Annotated in this window: 17 protein-coding genes and 1 tRNA gene; 14 read left to right on the top strand and 4 right to left on the bottom strand. The window is 73.6% G+C overall.

Annotation, left to right across the window (positions count from 1 at the left end):
* The first annotated feature begins 37 nt into the window (after window positions 1-37).
* Complete coding sequence (gene rdgB, locus ACFC0B_RS24350) at window positions 38-643, top strand: RdgB/HAM1 family non-canonical purine NTP pyrophosphatase (protein WP_376089448.1); 606 nt, start codon at window positions 38-40, stop codon at window positions 641-643.
* 69 nt (window positions 644-712) lie between these two features.
* Here the strand turns inward: rdgB and ACFC0B_RS24345 are convergent.
* Window positions 713-799, bottom strand: a tRNA-Leu gene (locus ACFC0B_RS24345).
* Between the two features lie 362 nt (window positions 800-1,161).
* On the opposite strand from ACFC0B_RS24345, the gene ACFC0B_RS24340 reads away from it, so the two are divergent.
* Window positions 1,162-3,525 carry a chitinase C-terminal domain-containing protein gene (locus ACFC0B_RS24340; protein ID WP_376089735.1) on the top strand — a complete coding sequence of 788 codons (2,364 nt, stop codon included), beginning with the start codon at window positions 1,162-1,164 and terminating at the stop codon, window positions 3,523-3,525.
* Between the two features lie 86 nt (window positions 3,526-3,611).
* On the opposite strand, the gene ACFC0B_RS24335 is transcribed toward ACFC0B_RS24340, so the two are convergent.
* Both ACFC0B_RS24335 and bcp read right to left on the bottom strand, forming a co-directional pair.
* Window positions 3,612-4,283, bottom strand: a complete 672-nt coding sequence (locus ACFC0B_RS24335; RefSeq protein WP_376089446.1) for a hypothetical protein — start codon at window positions 4,281-4,283, stop codon at window positions 3,612-3,614.
* A gap of 183 nt (window positions 4,284-4,466) precedes the next feature.
* Window positions 4,467-4,943 (bottom strand): thioredoxin-dependent thiol peroxidase, encoded by a 477-nt coding sequence (bcp, locus tag ACFC0B_RS24330; RefSeq protein WP_376089443.1) that lies wholly within the window; start codon window positions 4,941-4,943, stop codon window positions 4,467-4,469.
* A 131-nt stretch (window positions 4,944-5,074) separates the two neighbouring features.
* Between bcp and ACFC0B_RS24325 the strand changes: the two genes are divergently transcribed.
* The 3 genes from ACFC0B_RS24325 (at window position 5,075) to ACFC0B_RS24315 (ending at window position 7,313) form a co-directional block, all read left to right on the top strand.
* Window positions 5,075-5,425: a DUF3618 domain-containing protein gene (locus tag ACFC0B_RS24325; protein ID WP_376089440.1), complete on the top strand. Its 351-nt coding sequence runs from the start codon at window positions 5,075-5,077 to the stop codon at window positions 5,423-5,425.
* 203 nt (window positions 5,426-5,628) lie between these two features.
* Window positions 5,629-5,931, top strand: a complete 303-nt coding sequence (locus ACFC0B_RS24320) for a co-chaperone GroES (protein ID WP_078881937.1) — start codon at window positions 5,629-5,631, stop codon at window positions 5,929-5,931.
* Between the two features lie 203 nt (window positions 5,932-6,134).
* Window positions 6,135-7,313 (top strand): winged helix DNA-binding domain-containing protein, encoded by a 1,179-nt coding sequence (locus ACFC0B_RS24315; RefSeq protein WP_376089437.1) that lies wholly within the window; start codon window positions 6,135-6,137, stop codon window positions 7,311-7,313.
* A 19-nt stretch (window positions 7,314-7,332) separates the two neighbouring features.
* On the opposite strand, the gene ACFC0B_RS24310 is transcribed toward ACFC0B_RS24315, so the two are convergent.
* A complete protein-coding gene (locus ACFC0B_RS24310) occupies window positions 7,333-9,756 on the bottom strand; it encodes a transglycosylase domain-containing protein (protein ID WP_376089434.1) in 2,424 nt (807 codons plus the stop codon).
* Between the two features lie 325 nt (window positions 9,757-10,081).
* Here ACFC0B_RS24310 and ACFC0B_RS24305 point away from each other — a divergent pair, with 325 nt between their 5' ends.
* The 9 genes from ACFC0B_RS24305 to ACFC0B_RS24265 all read left to right on the top strand — a co-directional run bounded on the left by ACFC0B_RS24305 (window position 10,082) and on the right by ACFC0B_RS24265 (window position 19,836).
* Window positions 10,082-10,882, top strand: coding sequence for an ABC transporter permease (locus ACFC0B_RS24305; RefSeq protein ID WP_376089732.1), 801 nt, complete (start codon window positions 10,082-10,084; stop codon window positions 10,880-10,882).
* Window positions 10,875-11,738, top strand: coding sequence for an ABC transporter permease (locus tag ACFC0B_RS24300; protein ID WP_376089431.1), 864 nt, complete (start codon window positions 10,875-10,877; stop codon window positions 11,736-11,738). Before ACFC0B_RS24305 ends, ACFC0B_RS24300 begins: the two co-directional genes overlap by 8 nt.
* Before the next feature lie 31 nt (window positions 11,739-11,769).
* Window positions 11,770-12,729 carry an ATP-binding cassette domain-containing protein gene (locus ACFC0B_RS24295; protein ID WP_376089428.1) on the top strand — a complete coding sequence of 320 codons (960 nt, stop codon included), beginning with the start codon at window positions 11,770-11,772 and terminating at the stop codon, window positions 12,727-12,729.
* Between the two features lie 180 nt (window positions 12,730-12,909).
* Window positions 12,910-14,277, top strand: coding sequence for a glycosyltransferase family 2 protein (locus ACFC0B_RS24290; RefSeq protein ID WP_376089425.1), 1,368 nt, complete (start codon window positions 12,910-12,912; stop codon window positions 14,275-14,277).
* Window positions 14,274-15,620 (top strand): nucleotide sugar dehydrogenase, encoded by a 1,347-nt coding sequence (locus ACFC0B_RS24285; RefSeq protein ID WP_376089422.1) that lies wholly within the window; start codon window positions 14,274-14,276, stop codon window positions 15,618-15,620. Before ACFC0B_RS24290 ends, ACFC0B_RS24285 begins: the two co-directional genes overlap by 4 nt.
* 123 nt (window positions 15,621-15,743) lie before the next feature.
* Window positions 15,744-17,039: a DUF445 domain-containing protein gene (locus ACFC0B_RS24280; protein ID WP_376089419.1), complete on the top strand. Its 1,296-nt coding sequence runs from the start codon at window positions 15,744-15,746 to the stop codon at window positions 17,037-17,039.
* A gap of 90 nt (window positions 17,040-17,129) precedes the next feature.
* Entirely contained in the window at window positions 17,130-18,197 is a 1,068-nt protein-coding gene (locus tag ACFC0B_RS24275) for an adenosine deaminase (RefSeq protein WP_376089729.1), read from the top strand.
* 146 nt (window positions 18,198-18,343) lie between these two features.
* Window positions 18,344-18,910 (top strand): hypothetical protein, encoded by a 567-nt coding sequence (locus tag ACFC0B_RS24270; protein ID WP_376089416.1) that lies wholly within the window; start codon window positions 18,344-18,346, stop codon window positions 18,908-18,910.
* 89 nt (window positions 18,911-18,999) lie between these two features.
* A complete protein-coding gene (locus ACFC0B_RS24265; RefSeq protein WP_376089413.1) occupies window positions 19,000-19,836 on the top strand; it encodes a DUF4097 domain-containing protein in 837 nt (278 codons plus the stop codon).
* Window positions 19,837-19,874: the final 38 nt, after the last annotated feature.

The following is a 19,874-nucleotide window of genomic DNA, read 5'->3' as shown; positions in this document are numbered from 1 at the left end:
GCGGGATCACACCGTTTGCTCGGTTTAGGGTGGTTCCATGACCACTCGACTCATCCTCGCCACCCGCAACCAGCACAAGGTCGCCGAACTGCGCGACATCCTCGGCGACGCCGGCCTGGACGTCGAGCTGGTCGGGGCCGACGCCTACCCGGAGATCCCGGACGTCCCCGAGACCGGCGTCACCTTCGCCGAGAACGCCCTGCTCAAGGCGCACGCGCTGGCCCGCGCCACCGGCCTGCCGGCCGTCGCCGACGACTCCGGCCTCTGCGTGGACGTCCTGAACGGCGCCCCCGGCATCTTCTCCGCCCGCTGGGCCGGCAAGCACGGCGACGACCGCGCCAACCTCGACCTCCTGCTCGCCCAGCTCTCCGACATCGGGGCCGAGCACCGCGGCGCCCACTTCTTCTGCGCCGCCGCCCTCGCCCTGCCCGACGGCACCGAGCGGGTCGTCGAGGGCCGGCTGCTCGGCACCCTGCGCACCGCCCCGGCGGGCGACGGCGGCTTCGGCTACGACCCGATCCTCCAGCCCCTCGGCGGGACCCGCACCTGCGCCGAGCTCACCCCCGCCGAGAAGAACGCCATCAGCCACCGCGGTCAGGCCTTCCGCGCCCTCGCCCCGGTCGTGAAGGACCTGATCGGCTGAGCCCCGCCCACCGCGGACGACCGAAGGCCCGCTCGGAGATCACTCCGGGCGGGCCTTCGGTTCTTAGGCTGGTGCGGCCTGAGGGACTCGAACCCTCACGGGATTTCTCCCATGGGCACCTAAAACCCAGGCGTCTACCTATTCCGCCAAGGCCGCATGGCCTTCAGTCTAGGGGGTTGCCCGAGGTGTGGATACGTCATTTCCCCGGTTGGTGCGGTCCGTGGCGGGCGCCGGCCGAGGGGGGTCGGATGACCGTCGACAACCAGCCGTTCGACCGGGGATGTTGGGGAATGGATTACCAATTGGTACAGACCTATTGACCTATGTGGTTCAGACCACATAGCTTCAGCGCCAATCTGCTTTCCCCCACGTGCGTGCTCCCCCACAGGCACGCGCCGACACTCTGCCCGGAGGACCGAGTGTTGATCCGATCCACGGCGGAGCGGCGTCCCACCGCTGCCCGTCGTTCCACGAGCCCGGCGGCCCGCGCCGGCCTGGCCTCGGTGGCAGCGGCCGCGATGGCCGGCCTGCTGGTGGCCACGCTGGGCGCGGCGCCCTCCCAGGCGTCCGCCACCGTCGACAACGCCGCCTGTCGCCCCGACGGCCTCTACGCCACGCCGGGCGTCGACGTCCCGTACTGCAGCGTCTACGACACCAACGGCCGCGAGAAGATGGGCGCGGACCACCAGCGCCGCATCATCGGCTACTTCACCGGCTGGCGCACCGGCAAGGACGGCACCCCGCCGTACCTGGTCAGCGACATCCCGTGGGACAAGGTCACCCACCTCAACTACGCGTTCGGCCACGTCGGTTCCGACAACAAGCTGTCCGTCGGCACCGACAACGACAAGAACGAGGCCACCGGGATCTCCTTCCCCGGCGTGCCCGGCGCCGAGCTCGACCCGTCGCTGCCCTACAAGGGCCACTTCAACCTGCTGACGAAGTACAAGAAGCAGTACCCGAACGTCAAGACGATGATCTCGGTGGGCGGTTGGACCGAGACCGGCGGGTTCTTCGGGGACGACGGCAAGCGCGTCAACTCCGGCGGCTTCTACTCGATGACCGTCAACCCGGACGGCAGCGTCAACCAGGCGGGCATCGACACCTTCGCCACCTCGGCCGTCGACTTCATCAAGAAGTACGGCTTCAACGGCGTCGACGTCGACTACGAGTACCCGACCTCGATGAAGGACGCGGGCAACCCGCTGGACTGGCAGCTCGCCAACAGCAAGCGCGGCTCGCTGGCCAAGGGCTACGCCGCGCTGATGAAGACGCTGCGCGAGAAGCTGGACCGGGCCGGCGCCGCCGACGGCAAGCACTACCTGCTGTCGGTCGCGGCCCCGTCGTCCGGCTACCTGCTGCGCGGCATGGAGACGTTCCAGATCGCGCAGTACCTGGACTACGTCAACATCATGTCGTACGACCTGCACGGCGCCTGGAACAAGTACGTCGGCCCGAACGCCTCGCTGTTCGACGACGGCAAGGACGGCGAGCTGGCGTCGGCCAACGTCTACGGCACCGGCCAGTACGGCGGCATCGGCTACCTGAACGCCGACTGGTCGTACCACTACTTCCGCGGCGCGATGCCCGGCGGCCGGATCAACGTCGGCCTGCCGTACTACACCCGCGGTTTCAAGAACGTCCAGGGCGGCACCAACGGCCTCTGGGGCACCGCCTCCGCGACCACCTGCCCGGTCGGCTCCGGCCTGACCGCGTGCGGTGACGGCGCGGTCGGCATCGACAACATCTGGAACGACAAGGACGACGCGGGCAAGGAGTCCCCGGCCGGGTCGAACCCGATGTGGCACGCCAAGAACCTGGAGAAGGGCATCGTGCCCGACTACCTCTCCAAGTACGGCGTGACCGACACCGCCCTGCAGGGCAGCTACGTCCGCAACTACAGCTCCACCCTGGTGGCGCCGTGGCTGTGGAACGACACCAAGAAGGTCTTCCTGTCCACCGAGGACGAGCAGTCGGTCGGCGCCAAGGCCGACTACATCGTCAACCAGGGCGCCGGCGGCGCGATGATCTGGGAGCTCGCGGGCGACTACAAGTGGGACGCCACCGCCAACGGCGGCAAGGGCCAGTACGTGCCCGGCAACACGCTGACCTCGCTGATGTACGACAAGTTCAAGGCGTCCTCGCCGTACGGCGCGATCCGCTCGACGACCGCGCTGCCGCAGCAGACCCTGCCGGTCGACGTGTCGTTCACCAACTTCGCGCTGGGTGACTCGAACTACCCGATCAACCCGAAGATCCACATCGTCAACAACTCGACGCTGACCCTGCCGGGCGGCACCGAGTTCCAGTTCGACTACAGCAACTCGGCCCCGGGCAACGCCAAGGACCAGTCCGGCTTCGGCCTGACCGTGATCAAGCAGGACCACACCGGCACCGGCAACGTGGGCGGCCTCAAGGGCACCTACAACCGGGTCTCGGTGAAGCTGCCGGGCTGGCAGTCGCTCGCGCCGGGCGCGTCGATCGACATGGACTTCGTCTACTACCTGCCGGTGTCCACCCCGTCCAACTGGACGGTCAACGTGGGCGGCACGCTGTACGGCCTCAAGGGCGACCTGACCCGCGGCGCGGTGGACGGCGGCACGACCCCGCCGACCACGCCGCCGACGACCCCGCCCACCACCCCGCCGACGACGCCTCCCACGACGCCGCCGACCACCCCGCCCACGACGCCTCCCACGACGCCGCCGACCACGCCGGCCGGCTGCGCGGGTGCGCCGAGCTGGGACGCGGGCACCACCTACGGCACCCCGACCAAGGTCTCCTGGAAGGGCCACTACTACCAGAACAAGTGGTGGACCAAGGGCGACGACCCGAGCGCCAGCGGCGCCTGGGGTGTCTGGAGCGACCTCGGCAGCTGCTGATGACAGCGCTCGCCTGAGGTGAGAGACGGCGGTGGCGGTGCACCCGGTCGGGGGGTGCGCCGCCACCGCTGCTTCGTGTCCCGCGCCTACTTCTCGATGTCGGCGCGCATCGTGGCGAACAGGGCGGCCGCCTCGGCCGGGGTGGTCCTCGGGAACAGCGCGACGCCGGCCGTGGAGGCGTCGGACCAGCCGCAGACGACGTCGGTGGTGGGCGCCTGCGGCAGCATCAGGCACTCCAGCGAGCCGCCGAGCGGGCCGGCCGCGAACGGGGCGGCGGTGGTCGGCTCGCCGGTGGAGCCGTTCCGCAGGGCGTAGTCGATCATGCCGCGCCAGAGGTGCTCGCGGCGCTTGGCCGGGTCCTCGGGGACGTTGTCGACGGCGATCAGCAGGATCCGGCGGCCGGAGGTCTGGCCGGGGCGGTCGAAGTTGGCGAGCACCATGTGCATGTTGTCGCGCATCTCGCCCGGGTCGACGGCGACGTCGGAGACCGCGTCCCGGCCGATGGTCTTCGCCAGCCCGCCGGCGGTCCTGGCCTCGACCACCTGGCGCTTGCCGGCCGGTGCGGCGGCGGTCGGCTGGGCGGTCGCGGCGGGGGCCGTGGTGGCAGCGGTGGTGGCGGTCGCGGTCGGAGCCGCGGTGGCGGCCGTGGTCGCGCCGGCCGGCGGCGGTGCGGCGGTGTCGTCGTTCTCCGGTCCGCAGGCGGTCAGCGCGAGCGCCGCGACGATCGCGCCGGCGACGGCGACACGGGCGGTGGACACGGATCTGGCACTCTGCACGGCTCTACTCCTGTGGCAAGGGCGGAACCCGGGGAACCGGCCCCCGGTGAGCAGAACGCTAGGGGGTACCGGTCGCCCGCCGACAGGTTCCGGGCAGAGCGCGGACAGCACCGGGACACGGCGGTGACGAAGCGTCACGCGCCGCCGCCGTGTCCGGACGGTGCGTCAGGCCGTCTCGACCTTGAGGTCGCGCAGCAGCTTGGCCACGTGGCCGGTCGCCTTGACGTTGTAGAGCGCGTGCTCGACCCTGCCCTGCTCGTCCACGATCACGGTGGACCGGATCACGCCGGTGACGGTCTTGCCGTACAGCTTCTTCTCGCCGAACGCGCCGTAGGCCTCCAGCACCTTCTTCTCCGGGTCGGAGAGCAGGGTGACCTTGAGGTCCTCGGCCTCGCGGAACCGGCCGAGCTTCTCCGGCTTGTCCGGCGAGATGCCGATGACGTCGTACCCGGCGCCGGAGAAGACCTCCAGGTTGTCGGTGAAGTCGCAGGCCTGCTTGGTGCAGCCGGGGGTGAGCGCGGCCGGGTAGAAGTAGACGATCACCTTGCGGCCGAGGTGGCCGGCGAGGGACACCTCGTTGCCGTCGGCGTCGGGCAGGGTGAAGGCGGGCGCGGTGTCGCCGGGCTGGAGACGCTCACTCACGGGATTTCTCCTGGTGCTGGACGGGCGGTCGTACCACGGCAAACTTACCTCCGATGGTGGGTGGGGCCGCGCGGCCCCGCGTGCTAGCTGACACACTGGGTCAGTCGCACAGGACGAACATCGTGAATGGGGTGGCCCGAGTGGGCGAGGCGAGCAGTACGGACAAGTCGGCGCGGACGACCGCCCAGATCGAGGCGGACATCTCCCGGACCCGCACCCAGCTGGCGGCGACGCTGGACGAGCTCGCCGTGCGCGTGCACCCGACCACCGTCTCCGCCCAGGTGAAGGCGAAGGCCGTGGCCGCCGTCGAGGAGAAGGCCGGCCGGGCGTACGTGGCCGCGAGCGGCCTGGTCGAGCAGGCCCGCGCGCAGTTCGTGGACGAGAAGGGGCAGCCGCGCAAGGAGCGGATCGTCCCGGCCGCGCTGGTCGGCGTCGGCCTGGTGCTGCTGGTCGCCTCGGCGCGCAGGCGCCGCAAGGGCTGAGCCGCGACCGCACCTCCCGGGCCGGGCACCCGCTGCCCGGCCCGTGCGCGTTCCGCCCGCTGGGCGGACCGGCGTCACACACCGAGCCCGGGGGCGGTACCTTCGGGACCGTGAGTACGAACGACGAACCGACCAAGCAGTCCCTCCCCGCCGAGGCCGACCTGCCGCGTCACGACCGGCTGGGCGAGAAGCTCCCGATCAAGATGCTGCACGACCGCGTGCTGGTGAAGACCGAGGCCGGCGAGGGCGAGCGCCGCTCGACCGGCGGCATCCTGATTCCGGCCACCGCGGAGATCTCCAAGCGCTGCGCCTGGGCCGAGGCGGTCGCCGTCGGCCAGAGCGTGCGCTCGGTGGAGCCCGGCGACCGGGTGCTGTACGACCCCGAGGACAAGCTGGAGGTCGAGGTCCGCGGCGCCACCTACGTGCTGCTGCGCGAGCGCGACCTGCACGCCGTGGCCGCGATGCGCTTCGGCGACACCGAGGGCTCGACGGGCCTCTACCTGTAGTCGAACCGGACCCTTCCGGTGGGCCGCCGTGCCGTGGGCGCGGCGGCCCACCGGTGTCTCCGGGGGCCGGTGCCGGAGGGCCCGGCGGCGCCGGGGCACCACGCGGGGATGGAGGAGCTGGGGGACGTCCCGCGGCGCCGGGTGTTCCCGCTCTTCATCCTGTCGCCCGACGTCTGACGGAGCGGCGCCCTAGGATCCGTCCCATGGTGATCAACGGGGCGGTCGCGATCGACGACGGGCAGCGGCGGGCGCGGTTGGGGCGGCGACTGCTGCTGGCGCCGTCCGCGCGGGCGGCGCGGGCGGAGGAGGTGGCCGACGCGGTCGTCGGGCTGCACGCCAGCGATGCCGCGACGGTGTACCTGTCGGCGTGCGCGCGGCTGGGCGAGCCGTCCGCGGCCGAGGTGGAGCGGGCGCTGTACGAGGACGTCTCGCTGGTGAAGCTGCTGTCGATGCGGCGGACGATCTTCGCGGTGACCGAGGAGTTCGCGCCGTACGTGAGCGCGGCGGCGGCGCGGCAGATCGCGGCCAAGGAGCGGGCGACGCTGCTGAAGCACCTCGCGGAGTTCGCCGAGGGGTGGAGCGGGGCGCGGCTGGCGGAGACCGAGCGGGCGGTGCTGGCGGCGCTGGCGGTGCGCGGCGAGGCGACCACGGCCGAGCTGGGCGCGGACGTACCGGCGCTGCGCGAGACGATGCTGATGTCGGCGGGCAAGCCCTACGAGGCGAAGCAGAGCGTGGGGAGCCGGCTGCTGCGGCTGCTGGCCTCGGACGGGCACGTGCGGCGCTGCCGGCCGCGCGGCTCGTGGCTGAGCAGCAGCTATCCGTGGGCGCTGGTGCCGCCATGGCCGGACGTCCCGGTGCGGGAGGCCAAGGCGGAGGTGGTGCGGCGCTGGCTGGCGCGGTACGGGCCGGGCACCGTCGAGGACGTGAAGTGGTGGACCGGCTGGACGCTGGGGGACGTCCGCAGGGCGCTCGCCGACGCGGGCGCGGTGGAGGCGGCGCTGGACGGCGGGGCGGCGGGTCTGGTGCTGCCGGGGGACGAGGGGCCGGTGGCGGAGCCGGAGCCGTGGGCGGCGCTGCTGCCGGCGCTGGATCCGGCGGTGATGGGCTGGCGGGGCCGGGACTGGTACCTGCGGCCCGAGGACGTGCCGGCGCTGTTCGACCGGGCGGGGAACGCGGGGCCGACGGTGTGGTGGTGCGGCCGGGTGGTCGGCGGCTGGGCGCAGCGGGCGGACGGCGAGGTGGTGTGGCGGCTGTTCGGGGACGCCGGGGCCGAGGCGCGGGCGGCGGTCGCGGAGGAGGCGCGGCGGTTGGCGCTCTGGCTGGGGGCGGTCCGGGTGACGCCGCGGTTCCGGACACCGCTGGAGCGCGAGCTGGTGGCCTGAGAGACCCTCAGGGCACGCCTCAGGCCGGCGGCGGGGTGCCGGGCTGGGCGGTCGCCGGGGGCTTGGTGGCGGGCGGCTGGACCGGGGTGCGGGTCGGGTCCGGGGTCCTGCCGGGGGCGGTGGTCGGCGGGCCGGGGGTGGGCCGGTCGGCGGTGGGCCGGGTGCTGGGGGTGGGCTGCGGCGGCGCGGGTTCCTGCGGGGTGGGCGCCACGGGGCCGGTCGGCTCGGGGGCGGTGGTGGTGCGGCCGGGTTCCGGCGCCGGGACGGTGGGCTGCCGGGGGACGGCCGGGGCGGCCGGGGCGGCCGGGGCCGCAGGGGCCTGCACGGTGCCGTCCGGGGCGGGGGAGGGGGCGGCGGGGGTGGCGCTCGCGGAGGCCGGGGCGGTGGTGGCCGGGGTGCCGACCGGGCCGCCGCCGGCGGGCCGGCCGTTGCCCTCGGCGGGTTCGAGATCGAAGGACTGGACGGCGGTGCCCTCCAGGACGTCGCCCATGTAGGCGGTCCAGATCCGGGTGGGGAAGGCGCCGCCGTTGATCCGGGCGTAGCCGGCGGTGCCGGCCAGCGGTTCCTTGGCGTGGGTCTTCGGGTTCTCCCGGAAGAGGCCGACGGTGGTGGCGAGTTCGGGGGTGTAGCCGGCGAACCAGGCGGAGAGGTTGGCGTCGGTGGTGCCGGTCTTGCCGGCGGCGGGCCGGCCGAGGCCCAGGGCGGCGGCGCCGGTGCCGCGGGGGCTGATGACCTCGCGCAGGACGTCGGTGACGGCGTCGGCGGTGCCCCGGTCGAGGGCGGCGGCGGCCTCGTGTCCGGGCAGGTCCGGTGCGTCGACGGGGCCGGTGCCGGGGGTGATGCGTTCCAGCCCGGCCACCGACCAGGGGCGGTGGGCCCCGCCGTGGTTGGCGAGGGCGGCGTAGACGGCGGCCAGGTCGAGGGCGCTGGGGGTGGCGGTGCCGAGGGTCATCGAGGTGTTGGCCGGGTCCATGCCGGAGACGTCGGCGGGGATGCCGAGCCGGAGGGCGGTCTCCCGGACGTGGTCGAGCCCGGCGTCCACGCCGAGCTGCGCGTACACCGAGTTGACGGACTTGACCATGGCCTGGCGCAGGGTGACCGGGCCGTAGTCGATGTCGTCCTCGTTGGGCGGCGCGTACGGGGTGGGGCCGTCGGTGACGGGGCGTTCGCTGGTGCCGTCGTAGCGGGTCTCGGTGGTGATCGGGCGGCCGTCGCCGCTGCTGTGGTTGGAGGTGAGGGCGGCGGCGAGGTCGACGGGCTTGAAGGTGGAGCCGATCTGGTTGTCCTGGCGCAGCGCGTCGTTGTAGGGCTGCTGGGCGTAGTCGGGGCCGCCGTGGACGGCGACGACGCGGCCGGTGGCGGGTTCGACGGAGGCGCCGGCGACCCGGACGTCGGTGTCGGTGTCGGGCCGCGCGGCGGGGTCGAGTTCCTCGGTGAGCTCGTCGTGGACGGCGCGGGTGAAGGCGTCCTGCTTCCGCTGGTCGAAGGTGGTGGTGATGCGCCAGCCGCCGGCCTTGAGGGTGGCGCTGTCGAGGATGCCGCTGCCGACCAGGTAGTCGTCGGCGACGCCGACCAGGTAGCCGGCCTGGCCGGCCAGGCCGGTGGCGGGCTGCGGGTCGATCGGGTCGGGGAAGGCGAGGGCGGCGCGTTCGGTGGCGCCGAGGAAGCCGAGCTGGACCATGCCGTCGAGGGTGTAGTGCCACCGGGCGACGGCCCGTTCGCGGTTGGCGGGGGTGGCGGTCTTCACGTCGTAGGCGCTGGGGGCCTGGAGCAGGGCGGCGAGGTAGGCGCTCTGCGGGAGGGTCAGTTCGGAGACGTCGACGCCGTAGTAGGCGCGGGCGGCGCTCTGGATGCCGTAGGCGCCGCGGCCGAAGTAGCTGGTGTTGAGGTAGCCGGCGAGGATCTCGTCCTTGTCGCGCCGCTGGTCGACCTTGAGGGCGATGAGGAGTTCGCGGCCCTTGCGCTCGATGGTCCGGCTCTGGGTGAGGTAGTAGTTCTTGACGTACTGCTGGGTGATGGTGGAGCCGCCCTGCATGCCCTGGCCGGTCAGGCTGTTCCAGCCGGCCCGGACCATGCCCTTCAGGTCGATGCCGCGGTTCTGGTAGAAGGTGCGGTCCTCGGCGGAGACGACGGCCTGCCGGGTGCTGATCGGGACCTTGTCGATGGTGACGTCGGTGCGGTTGACGGCGCCGGTGCGGGCGATCTCGGTGACGCCGTCGGCGTAGAGGTAGATGTTGCTCTGGGCGACCGCCTGGGCGTTGGGGTCGGGCAGCGGCACGACGACGTAGAGCACGGCGAAGGCGCCGACGGCGAGCAGCAGCGCGGTGAGGACGGCGCCGAGGAGGACCCGCCAGGTGGGCAGCAGCCGTCGCCGGAGCGGCAGGGCGCGGCGCGCCTCGCGGCGGGCGGCCCGTCTGGCCTGGCGGCTGGTGCGCAGGGTCATGCGGAGATTATGTGCTATTTGACCGTGGATCAGGGTCGGCACGGCTCCGGTCGGGTGGTGGGAAAACCGGGTGCGGGCGGGGATCCGCCGCAGTACGGTGAAAGGTGCACACCACATAGCGCAGCCACTTCGGGCTCGGCCCGTCGAGCTCCGCCCGCCCGGCCCGGGACCCCCGGGGAGGGGACGGTCGGGGCCGGTCCGGCATGCGCACACGCGGACAGGGTCTCCCTGTGCCGCCATTTGTCGATAAGGAGACAATATGCAGAAGCTTGGGCCGTTGCAGGCCGAGCTCCGTCCCCCCGATCCCGGCGGCGCGCGCGCCGCCCTGCGCCTCTACGCCGCCGTCGTCGGCGGCGCCTTCCGCCGCTTCTCCACCTACCGGGCCGCCACCCTGGCCGGCGCCTTCACCAACACCGTCTTCGGCTTCATCCTCGCCTACACCTTCCTCGCCCTCTGGCGGGCCCGCCCCGGCCTCGGCGGCTACGACGAGAGCGCCGCCGTCACCTACATCTGGATCAGCCAGGCCCTGCTGATGACGGTGGCCGTGATGGGCGGCGGCTTCCAGGACGACGTCCAGGAGCGGTTCCGCAGCGGCGACATCGCCATCGACCTCTACCGCCCGGTGGACTTCCAGGGCTGGTGGCTGGCCACCGACCTCGGCCGGGCCGCCTTCGACCTGTTCGCCCGGGGCGTGCCGCCCGTGCTGGTCGGCGCCCTGGCCTTCCGCACCAGGATGCCCGAACACCCTCTGACCTGGGTGTTCTTCCTGCTGTCGGTGCTGCTCGCGGTGGTGGTCAGCTACGGTGTGCGGTTCCTCGTCTCGCTCACCGGCTTCTGGCTGCACGACACGGAGGGGGTGCGGACCCTGGTGGTGATGCTGTCGATCTTCCTCTCCGGGATGCTGCTGCCGCTCGCGCTCTTCCCCGGCTGGCTCGGCGAACTCGCCCCGGTGCTGCCCTGGGCGGCGCTGGTGAAGGTGCCGACCGACGTCTTCCTGGAGCGCGTCACCGGCACCGGGCTGCTCGGCGCGCTGGCCTTCCAGCTGGCCTGGGCGCTGGTGCTGCTCGCGGCGGGGCGGCTGGTCCAGCTGCTCGCCACCCGCAAGGTGGTGGTCCAGGGTGGCTGAGCTGCTCGCTTCCCGCGAACCGCTGGCTCCCCGGGAGCCGCTGGCCGCCCGGACGGCGTGGGCGCTGCGCTCCTGGTGGCTCACCGCCGCCATGTGGACCAGGGCGCTGATGTCCTACCGGGCGTCGTTCGCCCTGATGACCTTCGCCAACGTGGTCATCACCTTCCTCGACTTCGTCGTGATCATCTTGATGTTCCAGCACACCGACAGCCTCGGCGACTGGGACCTGCCCGAACTCGGCTTCCTCTACGGCACCTCCGCCTTCGCCCTCGGCACGGCCAACCTGTTCGTCGGCTCCATCGACGCCCTCGGCGAGCGGATCCGCAGCGGCACCCTGGACACCATGCTGGTGCGGCCGGCGCCCGCGCTCGCCCAGGTCTGCGCCGAGCGGTTCTCGCTGCGCCGGATCGGACGGCCCGCGCAGGCGGTGGCCGTGCTGGGCTGGTCGCTGTTCGTGCTGGACGTCCACTGGACCTGGGACCGGGTGCTGCTGGTTCCCGTGCTGCTGCTCTGCGGCAGCCTCATCTTCGCGGCGGTCTTCATCGCCTTCGCCAGCCTGCAGTTCTGGTGGGGCGAGTCCGGGCAACTGCACCACTCCTTCACCTACGGCGGCGCGACCGTGCTGCAGTACCCGCCGACCGTGTTCGCCAAGGAGCTGGTCGCGGGTGTCGTCTTCGGCGTGCCGCTGGCCTTCGTCAACTGGCTGCCCGCGCTGAGGATCCTCGACAAGCCCGACCCGCTGGGCCTGCCCGCCGCCTTCCAGTTCGCCTCGCCGCTGGCCGCCGTCCTCGCGCTGTCCGCCGCCGGACTGGTCTGGCGCGCCGGACTGCGCGCCTACCGCGGCGCCGGCAGCTGACCCTCCTTTCCCACCGTTCTGAGGAAGACCCATGGCACTGATCGAACTCGACGACGTCCGCCGCACCTTCACCGTCCGCACCAAGGCCGGCCGGCTGAAGCGGGAGAAGCGCGAGGTGCGCGCCGTCGACGGACTGACCTTCACCGTCCGGGCCGGCGAGTGCGTCGGCTACATCGGCCCCAACGGCGCCGGCAAGTCCACCACCATCAAGATGCTCACCGGAATCCTCGTCCCCACCTCCGGACGGCTGCGCGTGGCCGGCGTCGACCCGGCCCGCGAACGGGTGGCGCTGGCCCGCCGGATCGGCGTCGTCTTCGGACAGCGCACCACCCTCTGGTGGGACCTCCCGCTGCGCGACTCCTACGAACTCGCCCGCCGGCTCTACCGGATCCCCGACCACCGATATCGCGCCAACCTGGAACGCTGCGTCGAGCTGCTCGACCTCGGCGCGCTGCTCGACACGCCCGTGCGCCAGCTCTCGCTCGGCCAGCGGATGCGCGGCGACCTCGCCGCCGCCCTGCTGCACGACCCCGCCGTGCTCTACCTGGACGAGCCGACCATCGGCCTGGACGTGGTCAGCAAGGGCAAGGTGCGCGAGTTCCTGCGCGAGGTCAACCGCGACCAGGGCACCACGGTGCTGCTCACCACGCACGACCTCACCGACATCGAGCAGCTCTGCGACCGGGTCATGGTGATCGACCACGGCCGGGTCGTCTACGACGGCGGTCTCGACGGCCTGCACGCGGTCGGCGACAGCGAGCGGACCCTGGTCGTCGACCTGGCCGAGGAGCGCCCGCCGATCGAGGTGCCCGGCGCGCGGGTGGTCCGGGTCGAGGGCCCGCGCCAGTGGCTGGCCTTCCCCGCCGAGCAGAGCGCCGCGCCGGTGGTGGCGGCCGTCGCGGCCCGCTACCCCCTGGTCGACCTCTCGGTGCGCGAGCCCGCCATCGAGGACGTGATCGCCCGGATGTACGCGGAGGTCGCCATCGGCTGAGCGTTCGACCGGGACGCGGGTGTCCGGAGCCGCTCGCTCGTGCGGGTGGCGGACGTGACCCCGTGCCGCGCTGCCTAGTTGACCGTTGCATCGCCCGGCGCACGCCGCCCCGCCCCGTTCCGCGGGCGGCGTGCGCCGGGCACCGTCCCGGCCGACCCGCGCACCGGAGGGCAGCGCCCGATGACCGTACCCGATGTGACCGTGGTGATCGCGGTCTACAACACCATGTCGTACCTGACCGCCTGCCTGGACTCCCTGGTCCGGCAGAGCATCGGGCACGCCCGCATGGAGGTGGTCGCGGTCGACGACGGCTCCACGGACGGCGGCGGCGCGCTGCTGGACACCTACGCGGCCCGCCACCCCGGGCTGTTCCGGGTGGTCCACCAGGCCAACTCCGGCGGCCCGGCCGCCCCGACCAACCGCGGCCTGGCGCTGGCCCGCGGCCGGTACGTGCTCTTCCTCGGCGCCGACGACTGGCTCGGCGACGAGGCGCTGGAGCGGATGGTGGGCTCCGCCGACGCCTGGGACTCCGACGTGCTGATCCCCAAGCAGGTCGGGGTGAACGGGCGGTTGGTCCCGCAGGGCATCTTCGACACCACCGCGGCCTCGGTCGGCTTCGAGGACTCTGCGCTGGCCTGGGCGCTCGCCGACACCAAGCTGTTCCGGCTGGACCTGATCCGGCGGCACGACCTGGCCCGCGAGGAGGAGCTGAAGGTCTACTCCGACCAGCCCTTCACCCTCGCGGCCTGCCTGCGGGCCCGCCGGATCTCGGTGCTCGCCGACTACGACCACTACTTCCTGGTGCTGCGCGAGGACCGCGGCAACGTCACCCAGCGGGCCGGGGCGCTGGACCGGATCCGGGGCGTCGCGGCGGTGCAGCGGGTGGCCGCCGAGCTGGCCGCGCCCGGCGGGCAGCTGGACGCGATCAAGGCGCGGCACTTCGGGTGGGAGGTGCCGCAACTGCTGCGGGCCGACTTCCTGGCGCTCGACGCGCGGCTGCGCGAGGAGGTCTGCGCCGGGGTCGGCGAGCTCGTCCGGCGGTTCGCGGCGCACGAGGTGTACCACCGGCTCGCGGCGGCGGACCGGGTCCGGCTGGAGCTGGCCGCCGGCGGCAAGTACGACGCGCTGTGCGAGCTGATCGCCCACGATGCGGAGCACGGCGCGCCGCCGGTGGTGACCGAGGACGGGGCGGACGGGGTGCGGCGGCGGTACGCGGGGTACCCCGCGTTCCGGGACGGGGCGGTGGGGCTGGCGGACGAGCTGTTCCTGCTGGGGGAGGAGGCGGCGCCCGTGCCGTCCGGGGCGGTCGAGCCCGCGTCGGCGGGGGCGGCGGTGGCGCCCACGCTGGTGCAGCAGCTGTGGCGAGGCGTGGTGCCCGTCCAGGTGCGCCGCAGGCTGCGCCGCTATCCGGCCTGGCGCCGGCTGGCGAACGCGGTGGCCCGCTCCGGTTCCGGCACGGGCTCCGGCACCGGTTCTGGCTCCGGCATCGGCTCCGGCTCCGGCACGGGCTCCGGCACCGGTGCCGCCGCGAACGGGGGCCGCCGGTGAACCCGCTCGCCGTCCGGCCGCCCGCCGACCGCCCGCTCGACATCTGCGTGGTGGGCCTCGGCAAGCTCGGCCTGCCGCTCGCCGTCCAGTTCGCCGCCATGGGCCACCGGGTGACCGGCGCCGACGTCGCCCCGCCGGTCGTCGAGTCCGTCAACGGGGGCCGGCCCCCGTTCCCCCGGGAGGCGGGCTTGGACGAGGCGCTCAAGCGGGTGGTCGCCGACGGGCGGCTGCGCGCCACCACCGACACCGCGGCGGCCGTCGCCGGGGCCGAGGCCGTCGTCCTGGTCGTCCCGCTGGTCACCACCGCCGACGGCACGCCCGACTTCACCCTGCTCGACGCCGCCACCGACGCCGTCGCGGCCGGGCTGCGCCGGGGCACGCTGGTCAGCTACGAGACCACCCTGCCGGTCGGCGTCACCCGGGGCCGCTGGGCGCCGCGGCTGGCGGCCGGCTCCGGCCTCGCCCCCGGGCGGGACTTCGCGCTGGTCTTCAGCCCCGAACGGGTCCGCACCGGCCGGGTCTTCGCCGACCTGCGCCGGTACCCCAAGCTGGTCGGCGGGATCGACCCGGCCTCCACCCGGCGCGGCGCCGAGTTCTACCGGGCCGTGCTGGACTTCGACCCGCGCCCCGAGCTGGCCGCACTGGGCCGGCCCAACGGCGTCTGGGAGCTGGAGTCCGCCGAGGCCGCCGAGTTCGCCAAGCTCGCCGAGACCACCTACCGGGACGTCAACATCGCGCTGGCCAACCAGTTCGCCCGGTACGCGGACCGGATCGGGGTGGACTTCGCGGCCGTCGCGGACGCCTGCAACTCGCAGCCGTTCAGCCACCTGCACCGGCCGGGCATCGCCGTCGGAGGCCACTGCATCCCGGTCTACCCGCGGCTCTACCTGTGGAACGACCCCTCGGCGACGGTGGTCCGCGCGGCCCGGTCGGCCAACCTGGAGATGCCGGCGTACGCGGTCGGGGTGCTGGACGGCGCGCTGGACGGCGGACTCGCCGGGCAGGGCGTGCTGGTGCTGGGGGCCTCGTACCGGGGCGGGGTCAAGGAGACCGCCTACTCGGGGGTGTTCCCGCTGGTCGAGGCGCTGCGGACGGCGGGGGCGCGGCCGTACGTGGCCGACCCGCTCTACCCGGCCGGGGAGCTGAGGGCGCTCGGCCTGCCCGCGTACGGCGGCGAGCCGGTGGCGGCGGCGGTGCTCCAGGCGGACCACCCGGAGTACCGGGAGCTGGCGCCCGCCGACCTGCCGGGCGTCCGGGTGCTGCTGGACGGGCGGCGGTGCACCGATCCGGCCCGGTGGGCGGGCGCGGACGGGGTGCGCCGGATCGTGCTCGGGGGCGCGTGACGCCGCGTCCGCGCGGGTTCCCCGCCTCCGGGAACGGGCCGCGCGGGCGGGCACGACAGCGGACCGGCGCGCGACAACCGGGCGCGCCGTCCGTTCACGCCGGGCAGCGGGCAGACTTGCGGGGTGAGCGACGAAGCCTTCAGCGGGACCGGCCCCGGGATGCGGTTCACCGCGGCCGACGAGGAGAAGAGACGCGGCGTCCGCCGGATGAAGACCATCGCGACGGGCCTGCTGGCCCTCGCGACCCTGGTCTTCGCCCTGGCCACCTGGGCGAAGGCGGCCGGCGCCGGTGCCTGGGCGGGCTATCTGGCCGCCGCCGCCGAGGCCGGCATGGTCGGCGCGCTGGCCGACTGGTTCGCGGTGACCGCGCTGTTCCGCCGCCCCTTCGGCCTGCCCATCCCGCACACCGCGATCATCCCGACCAAGAAGGACGCCTTCGGCCGTTCGCTGGGGGACTTCGTCGGCGAGAACTTCCTCTCCGGCCAGGTGGTGCGCGGCCGGCTCGCCGCGCTCGGCATCGCCCGGCGGCTCGGCGAGTGGCTGGCCGCGCCCGGCAGCGCCGAGCGGGTCACCAAGGAGGCCTCGGCGGCGCTGCGCGGGGTGCTCGCGGTGCTGCGCGACGACGACGTGCAGGCGGTGGTCGCCGAGGCGGTCACCCGCCGGGCCGCCGCCACCTCGGTCGCCGAGCCGGCCGGCCGGATGCTCGGCAAGGTGGTCGCGGACGGCGGCCACCACGGGGTGGTCGACCTGATCACCGTCCGGGCGCACGTCTGGCTCACCGAGAACCACGCCGAGGTGGTCCAGCGGGTCACCCAGAAGACCCCCGGTTGGACCCCGAAGTTCATCGACCACCAAGTCGGCGAGCGGGTCTACAAGGAGCTGATGCGGTTCGTCACCGACATACGGGACGACCGGGAGCACCCGGCGCGCGGTGCGATCGACAAGTTCCTCGCCGACTTCGCCACCGAGCTGCAGACCGACCCGGAGACCATCGCCCGGGTCGAGCGGGCCAAGGGCGAACTGCTCGCCCGGCCCGAGGTGCAGGACCTCATCGCCTCCACCTGGGCCGCCGTCCGCTCGCTGGTGCTGAACGCCGCCGAGGACGAGGAGAGCGAGCTGCGCCGGCGCATCCGCGAGGGCGTGCACGGCTTCGGCGCGCGCCTGGCCACCGACGCCAAGCTCCAGGCCAAGGTCGACGGCTGGCTCCAGGACGCCGCCCAGTACCTGGTGGACACCTACCGGGCCGAGATCACCTCGCTGATCTCCGAGACGGTGGCGGGCTGGGACGCCGAGGACGCCTCGCGCAAGATCGAGGCCAACGTCGGCCGGGACCTCCAGTTCATCCGGATCAACGGCACCGTGGTCGGCGCGCTGGCCGGTCTGCTGATCCACACCGCGGCCGTCGCCCTCGGCGGCTGAGCCCGGTCTGCTTATCCTTGCGAACACCGCTCGAAACGCGCGTAGAACCCAGAGAAGGGCACCCCCGTGGTCCAGCCGGACGGAAGTCGGATCGGAACCCCCAGCGCCAGCACCCCCGCGGCCCCCGCGGACCGCTCCATCGAGGCGTTCATCGCCGCGATGCCCAAGGCGGAACTGCACGTCCACCACGTCGGGTCGGCCTCGCCGCGCGTGGTGGCCGAGCTGGCCGCCCGCCACCAGGGCCGGGCCAGGGTGCCCGCCGACCCGCAGGCCCTCGCCGAGTACTTCACCTTCACCGACTTCGCGCACTTCATCGAGGTCTACCTGAGCGTCGTGGACCTGGTCCGCGACGCCGAGGACGTCCGCGCCCTGACCTACGGCGTCGCCGAGGACATGGCCCGGCAGAACATCCGCTACGCCGAGCTGACCGTCACCCCCTACTCCTCGGTCAGCCGGGGCATCCCGGACGTCGCCTTCATGGAGGCCATCGAGGACGCCCGGCTGCGCGCCGAGAAGGACCTCGGGGTGGTGCTCCGCTGGTGCTTCGACATCCCCGGGGAGGCCGGACTGGCGGCCGCCGAGGAGACCGCCCGGCTCGCCGTCGACCTCGCCCCCGAGGGCCTGGTCAGCTTCGGCCTCGGCGGCCCGGAGATCGGCGTCCCGCGCCCGCAGTTCAAGCCCTACTTCGACCGGGCCCGGGCGGCCGGCCTGCGCAGCGTCCCGCACGCGGGCGAGACCACCGGGCCGGAGACGGTCTGGGACGCGCTGCGGGTGCTCGGCGCCGAGCGCATCGGCCACGGCACCCGGGCGGTCGACGACCCGGCGCTGCTCGACCACCTGGGCGAGCACCGGATCCCGCTGGAGGTCTGCCCGACCTCCAACATCGCCACCCGCGCGGTGGAGCGGATCGAGGACCACCCGATCAAGCGGATGGTCGACGCCGGGCTGCTGGTGACCGTCAACAGCGACGACCCGCCGATGTTCGGCACAGACCTCAACACCGAGTACGCGGTGGCGGCCCGGCTGCTCGGCCTGGACGAGGCCGGGGTGGCCGCGCTGGCGAAGAACGCGGTCGAGGCGTCCTTCCTCGACGCGCCGGGCAAGGCCCGGCTGGCGGGCGAGATCGACGCCCACCTGGCGCGGTGGCGCCAGGTCTGAGCCGCGCTTCCGCGCGCCTCCGGGCCCCGTCGGCGGATGCCGGCGGGGCCTTCGGCGTCCATGGTGCCGCTCACTCGTTCGAGTGGCGCCATGTTGTGGTGCCAAAAAGGCTCGACATGGCGCCATCGGTGTGCCATCCTCTAGCCATGGATCTCACGCCGTACGTCGACAACCTCCGGCACGAGCTCGCGGTGGCCGCGGGCGCGGGCGGGGACGAGGCCCGCGCCCTGGCCGAGCGCCTGACCCTGCCCCTGGAATCGGCCGCCCGGCTCACGCTGCTGAACGCGCTCTCCGATGCCATGGGGGAGGTGACGCGGGAGCTGGCGCCGGGCTCGGTGGACGTCCGGCTGCGCGGGCTGGAGCCGGAGTTCGTGGTCCAGGTGCCGCCGGGCGCGGACGCGTTCCACGACGTGGAGCCGGGTGGCCCCGCGATGGCGCCACCGGCGCCGTCCGTGGCGCCATCCGTCGCTCCGTCCGCCGTGCCGTCCGGTGCCGGAGAGCCGGCCGACGACGGCAACACCGCCCGGATCAACTTCCGGCTGCCCGCCCACCTCAAGGCCCGGGTCGAGGAGGCCGCCGGGCTGGAGGGCCTCTCGGTCAACGCCTGGCTGGTCCGGGCCGTCGCCGCCGCGCTGGACCCGGGCGCGCCCGCCCGGTCCGAGCCGCGGCCCCGGCGCGGCCTCGGCCAGGGCTTCACGGGCTGGGTCCGCTAGTCCGTCCGCTCACCGCACCATCCATCCGCCTACTCTCACCTTCTTCCACCTGCGGAAACGCACGGCAGAGCCACGAGGACGGGACAGTCATGCCTTCTTTCGACACCCCCAACCCGATCAGCGCCACCCTGGAGTTCGACATCGGCTCGGTGCGGATCGCCGCGTCCAAGCGCACCGACACGGTGGTCGAGGTGCGCCCGACCGACCCGGGCGCCGAGCTGGACGTGCGGCTCGCCGAGCAGACCAGGATCACCTGCGCCAATGGCGTCCTGGTGGTCAAGGCCCCGAAGAAGCGCTCGATCTTCGGCCGGACGGGGTCCATCGACGTCACCGTCGAGCTTCCGGCCGGCTCGGAGGTCCGGGGTGACGCGCCGATGGGCGACTTCCTGCTGGAGGGCGTCTTCGGCGACTGCCGGCTGAAGACCTCGGTCGGCCGGATCCAGGTCGACGAGGCGGCCACCGTCCGGCTGCGGACCGACCACGGGGACGTCCGGCTGGGGCGGGCCGACGGCGACGCCGAGGCGTCGGCCTCCGGGCGGATCGAACTCGGCACCGTCGCCGGTTCGGTGACGGTCAAGAACCTCAACGGCGAGACCGTCGTCGGGGAGGTCGGCGGGGAGCTGCGCGCCAACTCCTCCAACGGCTCCATCACCGTCGGCATCGCGCAGGCGGGGGTCGACGCCAAGTCCGCCCACGGCAGCATCCGGATCGGCGAGGTGGTCCGCGGCCGCACCGTCCTGCAGACCTCCGTCGGGGACCTGGAGGTCGGCATCCGGGAGGGCACCGCCGCCTGGCTGGACGTGCACACCAAGGTCGGCGGCGTCCGCTCCGCGCTGGAGGCCTCGGACGCGCCGGGCGGGTCGGGGGAGACGGTCGAGGTGCGGGCCCGGACGCAGCTCGGAGACGTCGTGATCCGGCGCGCCTGACGGCCGTCGGCACGACCGGCCGTCCGGGGTCGGCGGCC

Origin of the sequence: Kitasatospora sp. NPDC056184 (genome assembly GCF_042268405.1) — a bacterium.
Lineage (GTDB): Bacteria > Actinomycetota > Actinomycetes > Streptomycetales > Streptomycetaceae > Kitasatospora.
The sequence above is the reverse complement of the archived record's forward strand: the minus strand, read 5'-3'. Positions and strand labels throughout refer to the sequence as shown.

Coding starts and splice junctions, on each gene's coding strand:
- ACFC0B_RS24310 (WP_376089434.1), bottom strand. CDS start 9,756: ATGACCCTGCGCACCAGCCGCCAGGCCAGACGGGCCGCCCGCCGCGAG.
- ACFC0B_RS24270 (WP_376089416.1), top strand. CDS start 18,344: ATGGATCTCACGCCGTACGTCGACAACCTCCGGCACGAGCTCGCGGTG.
- ACFC0B_RS24320 (WP_078881937.1), top strand. CDS start 5,629: ATGCTGCACGACCGCGTGCTGGTGAAGACCGAGGCCGGCGAGGGCGAG.
- ACFC0B_RS24265 (WP_376089413.1), top strand. CDS start 19,000: ATGCCTTCTTTCGACACCCCCAACCCGATCAGCGCCACCCTGGAGTTC.
- ACFC0B_RS24315 (WP_376089437.1), top strand. CDS start 6,135: ATGGTGATCAACGGGGCGGTCGCGATCGACGACGGGCAGCGGCGGGCG.
- ACFC0B_RS24295 (WP_376089428.1), top strand. CDS start 11,770: ATGGCACTGATCGAACTCGACGACGTCCGCCGCACCTTCACCGTCCGC.
- ACFC0B_RS24340 (WP_376089735.1), top strand. CDS start 1,162: ATGGCCGGCCTGCTGGTGGCCACGCTGGGCGCGGCGCCCTCCCAGGCG.
- rdgB (WP_376089448.1), top strand. CDS start 38: ATGACCACTCGACTCATCCTCGCCACCCGCAACCAGCACAAGGTCGCC.
- ACFC0B_RS24290 (WP_376089425.1), top strand. CDS start 12,910: ATGACCGTACCCGATGTGACCGTGGTGATCGCGGTCTACAACACCATG.